A 12109-nucleotide genomic window follows, 5' to 3' on the forward strand; every position below is an offset into this window, starting at 1 on the left:
ACCTGCTGTCAAAATTAAGTTCGTCATTGTGTAAAAAAGAAAATAGAAAAAGAGCCATGTTGTTCCCTCTTTGTATAGAATAAACAGCAAACATAAAGAGGAAAGTAACAGTGGCTCTATGTCATATTACTATAAATTGTTAATTTTGGTATGAGTTATGACCAGAGATGAGGGATTAACCAATTCGCCGGAACCAGTCCTGAATCAAATTCTCGAGGCGCAAGTAGAAGAGCAGCTAGAGACGCACCTTATGAACACATAGAAGAACGAAAAGGCGATTGAAACTTCGTATCCACGTCAGTTGACGACCCGAGTAAGACGTTGACCTCGTACATCTTTCCACTCACAAGAGATGGAGAGCTCTCCACCGCCACACCAAAGTATATACAGGATGCTTTGCTTGAGGGAGATTCGCGGGATTCTTCATGCTCCAAACATGCAAACGGACCAGTTGGCTGTTGGAATTAAATAAAAGGAATTTTAATAATATTAGGATTTGATTAAAAAAATAGATTATGAACATACAATACTCAGGATGCTTAATTAACTTTTTTACTTCTGTCGATTTACCAGTGCCACTTTACTTAATTAGCAACTTTCTTTTAAATATCTTTTTTCTTTTAAAGCACTCATTATAACTTCAATAACTGCTTTCATTACTTCAAAAGTTGCCTTTTCAATTTCTGAATATGTGTTTTCATCAAACCCTTCTTTATCACGACCATGTGCAATTCCATTACGCCTATTCAATAACATTGAAATTTGGCCTTCATATTCTTTAAAAGCATCATATGGCAAACCCAATCTAAATAATATCTTTTTTAAAACAACAGGCCAAAGATTAGATTCTGTATCTACAACCGTATCAGGTATAGTTACCGGCTTATCTAAAAAAGAATGCATATTAGAAATAAAATCCACTTGACGGGCATAAGAATGTAATTTTGTATCGTCAGGTAATTTATTTCCAAAAATTTTCCTATAAATTTCAGGCTTTCTACTAGCATCCTCATAAGCTTGAAATTCTTCTGCAAAAGAACATGCAACTATATAATCATTAGCTGCTTTGCGTAGGACTTTCGCTTTATTGATAGCATCTACATAAATTAGAAAAGCTGTTCTGCAAAACCCTTCATAATGTGAATAAAGCATAACAACTAATGCTTTTCTATATCTTTTTTTATCTTCATCATCTTCTATATAAGCAAGCTGATTACGTAATAATCTAATCTCATTACTTCTCCATGTCATTTCCTCTTCAAGTTGAGAACGGATATCAATTAAATCAATTTCTCTCATTTATTAGTGCACCTACCCGATCCTCAACAAACTTAATTCTTTGCGCTAATTGATTAGGGGTATTTTTACCTCCTCCTGTTGTTAATGCTTTAAAATTACTATCATTTTTTATTTCAATAAATTCATTTTTTAATTTTTCGATAAATTCATTATCATAATTAATTTGGTCTAAATATTTTTGTATTCCTAAAGTAAAAGCTTCAAAATGATAAGGAGAAAAAGAAGATATAAATTTTCCATTGTTATTCGTTCTAGAAAAAACATATTCTCCCAAAGTTAAATTAAGTACTTTAAAAGTTTTATTAAAAATTTCTCTTTCCTTATCATAGTCAAATTCTATATGTCCCTCTTCGCCTTTCTTATAAGAGACCCCTTCCATATAATCCGTCATAAAGGATCCGACATCATGTCGATATTTATGGCGATAATTTTTAAAGGCAAAAAATCGTAACACTAATTCTTCATCATATTTTTGATCTTTCTTTTCATCAGATAAATTGGATATACAATTTACAAAATCTTCATTTTTGCTTAATTCAATAATAAACTCATTAAATTTATCGTCTAACAACCTAATAGTACAATTTCTTATTTCTTGTTCACTTAAAAGTTCCCCACCTGTATTTAACCTTTTAAACATATAATAGCGTAATCTCTGGTCACTTTCTCTTCTAATAATTTCAACACGTACAAAATTCCTTTTTAGTTTTATTTGAAGTGGCTTTGGCAAATCATTATATGTGTAGCCATCTAATTGATTAACTATATCGCACCCAGTTAATGTTAAATATTGGTTTTTCTTAGTTTTTAATGAACCGCGAAAATGTAAATAAGAAGATATCCTTTGTAAACCATCTATTAGTTCATATACTCCTTCTTCTCTCTCAATTACATATATTGGTGGGATAGGCATTTCTAAAATTAGAGATTCTATAAAGCGAGATTGTTTTTCTTCAGACCAACGGAATAATCTCTGATAATCAGGGTCTATTATAAGTTCACCATTTTCGTACATGTCTAACAACTCATTAAATGACAAATCTAAACTTCTCGTTCTGACTTTTTTTATCTTAGAATCAACAATTTCTATAAGTTCATTATCTGTAATTCGAGATTTTTCCACTTTTCATCCCCTCGTTTTTTTAAATATAATGACACTTTCCACACTTTTAGTATTTACTCTATATTTTCTGATTTTTGGATTTATTTCTGCCATTGAAACTTTCGATTCAAAATCCTCTTTACAATATTGAGTCCATCCTAAACCTTTTGTCATTTCAATTATAATTTGTGGTAAGTTAACATGTACATCCTTATAATATGAGTCTTGAACAACAAAGACACCATATCCATTTCGCTTCAACACACGATTAATTTCTACAATCGACTTATAAATTGAATCAAAATATTGCAAATATGTTTTGTAATAATAAGTTTTTGATGCTTTGGAATTATGGCTACTAATTTTTGATAATGTTTCAAGGCATGTTTTTCCCCAATTACTATTTAATGTTGGAATACTTTCATTAATGACAGGTGATCCAATCATTCTTTTCCTTAATTTCTCCATTTCCTCAATTGGACATCCTATAAGAGCTAATTCTAAACTAGTTAAAACAGCATAATCAATTCTTGTACAATATGGTGGAGAGGTAATGACTGCATCTATTTCATTATCTTTAAGAGGAATATTATCCGATGATGCTATATCTATTTTCGTTAAGCGTTCTAAATCAACATAACTATCTGATTCATGTTCAAATTGATTTATCATAAATTCAACTTGATATTGGAACTCCCTAAAAATATCCTCTTTTTTTAAATCAACCCTTTCCTCTGGAGATTTTGGTTTCTTAATCCAAGTAGGGTTAGATGATCTAAATTTTTCCAAAAATTTTTTCAAGGCTCTAAATAATGCAACATAAAAAAAGGCAGCCACACTGTTTATAGATTCCAAACTCTCTTCATAAAAAATTATCAAATATTCATCTTTATCACATGCAATCTGTTGAATCGCTCTTTCAATATTTCTAAACACTTTTGCACTCTTTGGTGTTAGCCAAATTTCTAGTGGTTCAGGCGAAATCCAAGGATACTTCCAATAGTATTTTGCTTTCTTTATTATTTTTTCACATATCATTAATAACTTTGGTATAGAATTTCTATTAACGCACCTCGCCTTTGAAACTATTACCATAATAGGATTAATATCAAATCCTATCGAATAATATTTATTTTCTGCCGCAACTTGAGTTGTTGTTCCACTTCCGTTCCAAGGATCTAATATAATATCCCCTTCTTGTAGATTAAGGATATCTAAAATATTTTTAACAAATCGAGGTGAATATCCTGCATAATACTCATACCACGCTGTTTTCCCAAATTTGTACAAAAAATCTCTCTTAGGATTGTTAGACACTCCCAATAACATCATAACCTCATCCTTATGTCTTTTCTATAAAAATATTGTTTACACTATTATAACGCGTAATTAACATAAGATTCCTTCATTATATTTATCATAAAGTTCTTCATCAATTTACCCTAAAATAAAAAAGTCCTAATCATACTTGTTAAAGACACTTCATCCACTATGTATACTTCAATTTTTTGTTCGATAAAATTTGCTAAATCCAAATTTTCTGTTTGATATAAAAACCAATTCTTTCCATAACACCTATTCTTCGATTTTTTCGCAAATAAAAAATAAAAGTCTTGCTAAAAAAAGTGGGTTCAAAGCTTGAAGGAGAAGGATTTCCCCTTCTCCCCTGTCTTCCTGTTTTTTCGCAAAATTTTATTTTCAATCACAAATGTTTATTTTAAAGTTATAGCTTTTTTACGAGCAACGCACAGCACTCAACGTGCGCCGTATGCGGGAACATGTCGACTGGCTGGACTTCTTTTGTTTCGTAGCCGCCTTGTTCTAGGATGGCAATGTCGCGCGCTAATGTCGCCGGGTTGCAGGAGACGTAGACGACTTTTTTTGGTTTCATTGCTATAATTGTTTGAAGCAGTGAATGATCGCAGCCTTTTCGAGGAGGATCCACGACGATGACGTCTGCGCGAATTCCTTGTGCATGCCATTTGGGCATGATCTCCTCTGCTTCACCGACGGCAAATTCAACGTTCTCGATGCCGTTTAGTTTTGCATTTCGTTTGGCATCTTCAATGGCATCGGGCACAATTTCCACGCCGTACACTTTTTTAGCTTTTTGCGCAAGGAAGAGTGAAATCGTTCCGATCCCGCAATAGGCGTCGATGACCGTTTCTTCTCCGGTAAGTTCGGCGTATTCTAACGCTTTTTCGTAAAGAACCTTCGTCTGTTCAGGGTTCACTTGGTAAAAAGAGCGTGCGGAAATGGCAAACTTAATTGATCCGATATAATCATATATATATTCCAAACCCGAAAGCAGCTTTGTTTCTTCGCCAAATATGACGTTTGTCCGTTTCGGGTTTATGTTTTGGACAATCGATCGAATGTTTGGAAATTTAGCGGTAATTTCAGCTAAAATTTTCTTTTTATGTGGAAAATCAGCTGTTCGGGTAACGAAAACAAGCATCGCTTGCTTTGTTTGATACCCGTAGCGGACAACGATATGGCGCAGCCATCCTTGATGGGTTTGTTCGTTGTAAGCCCGGATGTGATAGCGGTTCAATATCGCTTTAACTTCTCGGACAATTCGATCGTTTTCCGTCTGCTGAATGAGACATCTCTCCATATCGATAATTTCGTGCGTTCTTTGCTGATAAAAGCCTGCAATCAGGGCGCCTTCCCGCTCCCCGATTGGAACCTGTGCTTTATTTCGATAATTCCAAGGATCGCTCATTCCGATCGTTGGATGAACCGTGACTTTTTCTACATCCACTTTTCCGATGCGGGCAAGCGTTTCTTTTACTATTTTTTGCTTATGGCGCAGTTGGCCGTCATAGCTTACATGCTGAAGCTGGCAGCCTCCGCATTGTTTGTATATAGGACAAAGCGCATCTGCCCGATCGGGGCTTGTTTCCGATAATTTCATGAGACGTCCGTATCCATAGCCTTTTTTTACTTTGACAACTTTGACTGTTCCCTTTTCTCCAGGCAAAGCATTCGGGACAAATAAAGGAAAGCCGTTGATTTTGGCTACTCCTGCCCCGTCATGTGTTAAATCTTCAAACAATACATCGTAATAATCATTTTTCTTCACTGGTGCTTCCATGTTGTTTTCTTCCTTTTTGATCAGAATGGACTGAAAAAATTGTATCACAACCGTAAAAATGACCCAAGTGATTTTATTATTGTCATAATAGGAAATACTATTGTAATGAAAATATAAAAGGGCGGCACGTAACATTGGTTGATGAAAAAGCGTCTATATTAGCTGAAGGAGTGAATTTACATGGATCAAAGTTTTAAAGAGTCACTCATCGAACAGCTTATTGCCAACGGTGTTTACAAAGGGGAAGATGGACAACAATTATATGAATTGAACGTCATTGAGTTGTTAAAACTTGTCAATAAAATTGAAAGCGATCATTACCATTATGGAAAATAAAAATTTCGTTTTTCCAGCTTGAAAGCAAGGCTGTAAAAACAGCTGCACCTTTCTTTCATTACATTTTGTTTAACAAGCTGCCTGCAAAGCTTTTGCAGTGGTTCTTTTAAGCAAAATGTTGCAGACAAGTCATATAAATCGTTGAAATTAGCGCGGGGAGCCGCATTTCATCTATTCAAAAACGGTAAAGAGCAGCCTATTCGCTGCTCTTTTCAATTGGCGCGTTTTTTTCTGCTTTTTCTTTCGACATGATGATCTCAATATATTGATACAGGTTTTCAAATTCAGCAGGCAGGAGTCCTCCGTATTCGCCGTCCAAGTTTAACTGCATTTTGTCTTCTGTCTTTACTTTTATCCGATTGGCTTTTGTATAAATTACATTTTCACTGTGAATATGCTCGCCTTTTAACGCCAAGCTGGCAAGGCGAATAAACTCCGCGAGGCTGACTTTTTTCAAAATCAGTAAATCAAACATGCCATCATTTAAAATTGAGTCTGGAGCCAACTTTTCAAACCCTCCGACCGAATTTGTCAAGCTGATTAAAAACAGCATGATCTCTCCTTGAAACAGCTTGCCATCATATTCAATTTCCACCTCTGTCGGATGGATGGAAGGGAGCATTTCAATGCCCTTTAAATAATAAGCAAGCTGTCCTAAAACGGTCTTTAATTTGCTTGGAACGTCATAAGTAAGCTCTGTTAATTTTCCGCCGCCGGCAATATTAATAAAATATTGGTTATTCACTTTTCCAATGTCTATTTTCCTTTTTACGCCGTTCAGCAGCGTATCGACTGCGTGCAAAATATTGTCGCGGGGAATGCCGATTGCACGGGCAAAATCGTTTGTAGTTCCGACGGGGATGATTCCGAGCGTCGGACGATTTTCCATGACTGCGAGCCCGTTCACAACTTCGTTCACCGTACCGTCTCCACCCGCAGCGATAATGAGGTCAAACCCGCGTTCAGCAGCCTGTTTCGCTGCATTTGTCGCATCTCCTTCACCGGTAGTAGCATGGCACGATGTTTCATAGCCGGCCTCTTCAAATTTAGCAAGAACTTCAGGGAGCTGTTTTTTGAAAGACTCTCGACCAGATGTGGGGTTATAAATGATTCTTGCGCGTTTCATTCACATCATCCTATACTATCCATTTCTATTGTAAAAATAGAATCATTAATAGATTATTCCTTTTTGCCAAAACAAACAAGTTTTTTCTATCATTTGTGTTCATTTATACTACTTTTGTCAATAAACGTTTATTCTATTTTTATTTTGATAAAACTGTTCACCATTTAAACACTTTTTTCAAATTCCAGCTTCAAAAATTCACGGATGGGTTTTATTTCCATTTTACTATAAATAAAACACCCAGCTGCTAAGCTGAGCGTCTATTAAAATTATCGTTTCTTTATTTCTTGTAATAACAATTTGTTTACTAATTGCGGGTTGGCTTGCCCCTTCGTTTTTTTCATAATTTGACCGACTAGAAAGCCAATCGCTTTATCTTTTCCGTTTTTAAAGTCGATAACCGATTGCTCATTTTCATCCAATGTTTCGATTACAAGCTTTAAGATGGCACCTTCATCAGAAATTTGAACAAGCCCTTTTTCTTTCACGATTTTTTCAGGGTCTCCACCTTTTTCAATCAGCTCTTTGAACACTTTTTTCGCGATTTTGGAGGAGATGGTTCCATTTTCGATCAGCTTGATCATTCCTGCAAGACTTTCCGGGGTGAGCGCCACTTCAGACAACTCTTTTTGCTCTGCATTTAAATATGCTGATACTTCTCCCATCAGCCAGTTAGAAGCTTGTTTCGCATCAGCTCCGGCTTTAACTGTTGCTTCAAAGAAATCAGACATTTCTTTCGTCATTGTCAGCACTTTAGCATCATACGCTGGGAGTCCAAGCTCTTCAACATATCGTTTTTGGCGCGCATCCGGCAGCTCCGGAATCGATGACCGGACTCTTTCTTTCCACTCATCATCAATGTAAAGAGTGACTAAATCAGGTTCAGGAAAATAACGATAATCGTCTGATCCTTCTTTAACGCGCATTAAAATCGTTTTCCCTGTAGCCTCATCAAAACGGCGTGTTTCTTGTTGAATGACTCCGCCGGATAAAAGCACTTCCGCCTGACGTTTTTCTTCATATTCGAGCCCTTTGCGCACAAAGTTAAATGAGTTTAAGTTTTTCAATTCTGTTTTTGTGCCAAATTCTTTTTGTCCGATCGGGCGGAGCGAAATGTTTGCGTCACAGCGAAGAGATCCTTCTTCCATTTTACAGTCGGATACGCCAGTATATTGAATAATCGATTTTAATTTTTCCAAATATGCATAGGCTTCTTCAGGTGAGCGGATGTCCGGCTCTGATACAATTTCAATCAGCGGTGTTCCTTGACGGTTAAAGTCTACAAGAGAATAGCCGTCGCCAGTATGCGTCAATTTGCCAGCATCCTCTTCTAAATGAAGGCGCGTAATGCCGATTTTCTTTTTCTTTCCGTTCACTTCAATTTCAATCCAGCCGTTTTGACCGATCGGCTGATCATATTGGGAAATTTGATATGCTTTCGGGTTGTCCGGATAAAAATAGTTTTTCCGGTCAAACTTTGTATAAGTAGCCACTTCGCAGTTCAATGCCATCGCAGCTTTCATTGCGAATTCAACGGCTTCTTTATTTAAAACGGGCAAAACTCCCGGGTATCCGAGGTCAATGACCGTTGTGTTTGTATTTGGTTCAGCACCGAAAGCGTTTGGTGCACTGGAAAAGATTTTCGATTTCGTTTTCAATTCCACATGTACTTCAAGTCCGATGACCGTTTCAAAGTTCATTAGTTCTCACCCCTTACAGTTCCGGTTTTTGTTTATGGAAGTCTGTTGCTTGTTCGTATGCATGGGCAACGCGATAAACGGTGCTCTCGTCAAAATGCTTGCCGATGATTTGCAATCCCAGCGGCAGGCCGTTGGCAAATCCGCAAGGTACGGAAATAGCAGGAACTCCGGCAAGGTTCACATTGATTGTTAAAATATCGTTCGCATACATCGTGAGTGGATCGTCAATTTTTTCGCCGATTTTAAATGCTGGAGTCGGGGTTGTCGGTCCGATGATGACGTCATATTTTTCAAAAACGTCTTCAAAATCTTTTTTAATAAGCGTGCGCACTTGCTGCGCTTTTTTGTAATAAGCATCATAATATCCAGAGCTTAATGCAAATGTACCGAGCATAATGCGGCGTTTTACCTCATTTCCAAAGCCTTCCGCGCGTGTTTGTTTATACATATCGATCAAGGTTTCAGCGTTGTCGGAGCGATAACCGTATCGGACTCCGTCAAAACGTGCGAGATTCGCAGATGCTTCGGATGAGGCAAGCAAATAATATGTAGCAATACCGTATTTGGAATGCGGCAAAGATACTTCTTCCCATTCTGCGCCCAATCCTTCGAGTACTTTTAAAGCAGCCAGTACGGCCTCGCGCGACTCACGGCTTACCCCTTCACCTAAATACTCTTTCGGAACCGCAATTTTCAGCCCTTTAATATCTCCAGTTAAAGCGGATATATAATCAGGAACTTCCACATTTGCACTTGTGGAATCCATTGGATCAAGACCTGAAATGACTTGAAGAAGGTAAGCGTTGTCTTCAACAGTTCTTGTTATCGGTCCGATTTGATCTAATGAAGACGCGAATGCGACTAATCCGAAACGGGAGACTCGTCCATATGTAGGCTTCAAGCCAACAACCCCGCAGAATGCTGCCGGCTGGCGAATCGAGCCGCCTGTATCAGAGCCTAGTGCAAACGGAACTTCTCCTGCGCTGACAGCCGCTGCGCTGCCGCCGCTGGAACCGCCTGGAACCGCTTCTAAATTCCATGGGTTTTTCGTCTTTTTAAATGCGGACGTTTCAGTGGATGATCCCATCGCAAACTCATCCATGTTTAATTTGCCGATCGTAATCGCTTCAGCTTCTTCCAGCTTGCGCATAACCGTTGCATCATAAATTGGGTCAAAGTTTTCAAGAATTTTGCTTGCACAGGTTGTGCGTAAATCCTTTGTCACAATGTTATCTTTAATCCCTATCGGCATGCCAAACAATAAACCGTATGTATCTTTTTTTCCTATTTCATTATCCAGTTGTTTTGCTTTTTCCCGGGCTCGTTCTTCATCGAGGGTTAAGAAAGCTTCTACCTTTCCGTCGACTTCTTGAATGCGCTTGTAAGACTCGTCGACAAGATCGGAGACGGAAATTTCTTTTCGGTGCAGCATTTGTTTTAATTCAGATATTTTATGATCAAACAGAGCCATGTTCGCTTCGTCCTCCTTACTCAAGAATGGCTGGTACGCGGAATTGTCCGTCTTTTTGGTCAGGAGCATTTTTCAACGCAACTTCCCGTGGAAGACCCGGCTCAGGTTGATCTTCGCGCATGACATTTTTCATATCCAAAACGTGGGAAGTTGGTTGAACGTTCTCCGTATCCAATTCATTTAACTGCTCAGCAAACGTTATAATCGCGTCAAGCTGATTGGTAAACATCTCTGCTTCCTCTTCCGTAATTGCCAAGCGGGCAAGATGAGCAACATGTTTTACTTGTTCTTTCGAAATGCGTGACATTCCAATTCACCTCCACTTTTTCGAACACACTGCAATACTCTGATAATATCAAATTTTAGCCAGATAAAGCAACACCCCCGAAATGTTGAAACAATATTGCACGAAGGCAGGCTGAAAAAAGCCCCTCTTACAGATGATTTTCTTTTCATATGTAATTTTCAAAACGTCGAAGGACTTCAACCAAAAATTCAAATATAGGTACATTCGTCCAAACGTTTTATTCATTCGTGAATATAAAAATATTGTACGGTACATTATTCGGAGGTGAAAAACATGAGTTTTGGATTCGGTTCTTGTCAAGGCTACGGTTACGGAGGATATGACGGCGGATTCGGGTACGGTGGTGGATTCGGACACGGCGGCGGATTTGCCCTTATAGTAGTATTGTTCATTTTGTTGATCATTGTCGGTACTGCTTTTGTAAAGTGGTAAACACCGTTTAACCAAATGCCCGCCAAAAAACGATCAATATAAAGGTGATTTCAAAATCCCCCCTTTTTGAAATCACCTGTTTTTTTTATTGAAAAACATGAACTGTTGGTTTTTCCTGTCCTGCCTCTCTTACGATGAGCGCTTCCGGGCCTCTTGAAGAGTTGATGGTCACTTCCAGAGAAATATAGTCTTTGTAATATTCCACAACTTTCCCAGTTAAAAATTGTGTAAAGGCGATGACTTCTGTTTTACCGTAAAACTGAACCGGTATTTCTATTTTCATTTGCTTCATTTCACCGTCTTGATAAAAAGCTTTCCCAATGATACCTGTGTAGTTAGGGAAAAAGTCTTCAATATCACCTTTCAAACGTTTAAATGTGTTGGCATCGTCCGGTTTTTTCTTTGTTCCCTCTTCAGATGGGAAAAAGTAATACTCTTCGTTAATATTTTCCCACTTTCCGATATTTTCGCTTCCGCCATCAACGATTGTTCTTGCAAAAAAGTGCCCTGGAACAATCGAAGATTTAGGCGCTTGTTCGTAAAGGGAAACGACAATCGGCACTTTTTCTAATCCTTCTATATCTCGAAGCCTCTTCACAACCACTTGTGCGATTTCCTTCCCTTTCTTTTCAATGGTGGCCTTGTCTATTTTATTTTCTTTTTGGATGCCGTCTTCCGTGCGGTAATAATAAACAGAATTCAAGGCCAAACCGATCGACACTCCGCCAAGCTCAAGTGTTTTTTCATCTTTTTTTACAAGGTAATTATGTTCAAGTATATGCGTTACATAAATGGGGCTTTTTTCGGAGCTTTCTGGCGGATTTAAACCTTCATTTTTGAAAGATTTATCCTTTTTTTTCGCTTCTTCTAAATCTTTTCCTTCCAGCTTGCGGCTAAGCCAGTTTTGGACAGTTTTTTTGTCTAAATATTGTCCTTCTTGAAACACATATTTATCCGTTGGAAACTTGTCGCTGGCCATCCGCATAAGACCAGTTTCAAATTCATCAACATCAAATCTTGTATTGAGATTGCTTGCCACAAGCCCTCGCGCTTCACTCGTTTTAAAAGGCACGAGCATCTTATAATAATCTTCCGAAATTCTGTATTTCGGTATAATTGCTTTTTCTTCCGTTGATTCTTCCGTCTCTTGTACAATTTGCTCCGGTTCTCCAATGTCCTGCGAGCATGCACTGAGCACAGCCATGCACGCTGCCGCTATGATCAAAAGTTTTTTCAAGG

11 protein-coding genes are annotated in these 12109 nt (G+C 37.8%); 2 read left to right on the forward strand and 9 right to left on the reverse strand.

Annotation, left to right across the window (positions count from 1 at the left end):
- Positions 1–588: 588 nt before the first annotated feature.
- The 4 genes from NSQ41_RS17290 to rlmD form a co-directional block, all read right to left on the reverse strand.
- Entirely contained in the window at positions 589–1299 is a 711-nt protein-coding gene (locus tag NSQ41_RS17290; RefSeq protein ID WP_339193441.1) for an MAE_28990/MAE_18760 family HEPN-like nuclease, read from the reverse strand.
- Positions 1286–2422 carry a DUF262 domain-containing protein gene (locus NSQ41_RS17295; RefSeq protein WP_339193443.1) on the reverse strand — a complete coding sequence of 379 codons (1137 nt, stop codon included), beginning with the start codon at positions 2420–2422 and terminating at the stop codon, positions 1286–1288. The genes NSQ41_RS17290 and NSQ41_RS17295 overlap by 14 nt, the downstream gene beginning before the upstream one ends.
- A 3-nt stretch (positions 2423–2425) precedes the next feature.
- Positions 2426–3733, reverse strand: a complete 1308-nt coding sequence (locus NSQ41_RS17300; protein WP_339210472.1) for a DNA methyltransferase — start codon at positions 3731–3733, stop codon at positions 2426–2428.
- A 391-nt stretch (positions 3734–4124) separates the two neighbouring features.
- A complete protein-coding gene (rlmD, locus tag NSQ41_RS17305) occupies positions 4125–5498 on the reverse strand; it encodes a 23S rRNA (uracil(1939)-C(5))-methyltransferase RlmD (RefSeq protein ID WP_339210473.1) in 1374 nt (457 codons plus the stop codon).
- Positions 5499–5678: 180 nt separating this feature from the next.
- Between rlmD and NSQ41_RS17310 the strand changes: the two genes are divergently transcribed.
- Positions 5679–5834 (forward strand): Fur-regulated basic protein FbpA, encoded by a 156-nt coding sequence (locus NSQ41_RS17310; protein WP_082829588.1) that lies wholly within the window; start codon positions 5679–5681, stop codon positions 5832–5834.
- Positions 5835–6030: 196 nt separating this feature from the next.
- Here the strand turns inward: NSQ41_RS17310 and NSQ41_RS17315 are convergent, their stop codons facing one another.
- From NSQ41_RS17315 to gatC, 4 genes are all read right to left on the reverse strand, one after another.
- Positions 6031–6960: a diacylglycerol kinase gene (locus NSQ41_RS17315; RefSeq protein WP_339210475.1), complete on the reverse strand. Its 930-nt coding sequence runs from the start codon at positions 6958–6960 to the stop codon at positions 6031–6033.
- Between the two features lie 269 nt (positions 6961–7229).
- On the reverse strand, positions 7230–8660 hold the full coding sequence (gene gatB, locus NSQ41_RS17320; RefSeq protein ID WP_144597463.1) for an Asp-tRNA(Asn)/Glu-tRNA(Gln) amidotransferase subunit GatB: 1431 nt from the start codon (positions 8658–8660) through the stop codon (positions 7230–7232).
- A gap of 13 nt (positions 8661–8673) precedes the next feature.
- Positions 8674–10131, reverse strand: coding sequence for an Asp-tRNA(Asn)/Glu-tRNA(Gln) amidotransferase subunit GatA (gene gatA, locus NSQ41_RS17325; RefSeq protein WP_094244375.1), 1458 nt, complete (start codon positions 10129–10131; stop codon positions 8674–8676).
- A gap of 16 nt (positions 10132–10147) precedes the next feature.
- On the reverse strand, positions 10148–10438 hold the full coding sequence (gene gatC / locus NSQ41_RS17330) for an Asp-tRNA(Asn)/Glu-tRNA(Gln) amidotransferase subunit GatC (protein WP_063388808.1): 291 nt from the start codon (positions 10436–10438) through the stop codon (positions 10148–10150).
- Positions 10439–10711: 273 nt separating this feature from the next.
- On the opposite strand from gatC, the gene NSQ41_RS17335 reads away from it, so the two are divergent.
- The gene (locus NSQ41_RS17335) at positions 10712–10870 is read left to right on the forward strand and encodes a YjcZ family sporulation protein (protein ID WP_082829587.1); all 159 of its coding nucleotides are present in this window, start codon (positions 10712–10714) and stop codon (positions 10868–10870) included.
- 85 nt (positions 10871–10955) lie between these two features.
- Here NSQ41_RS17335 and NSQ41_RS17340 read toward each other — a convergent pair whose 3' ends face one another.
- Positions 10956–12107, reverse strand: coding sequence for a CamS family sex pheromone protein (locus tag NSQ41_RS17340; RefSeq protein WP_339197724.1), 1152 nt, complete (start codon positions 12105–12107; stop codon positions 10956–10958).
- Positions 12108–12109 lie beyond the last annotated feature (2 nt).

This window comes from Aeribacillus sp. FSL K6-8210 (assembly GCF_037963925.1).
Taxonomy (GTDB): domain Bacteria; phylum Bacillota; class Bacilli; order Bacillales; family Aeribacillaceae; genus Aeribacillus; species Aeribacillus composti.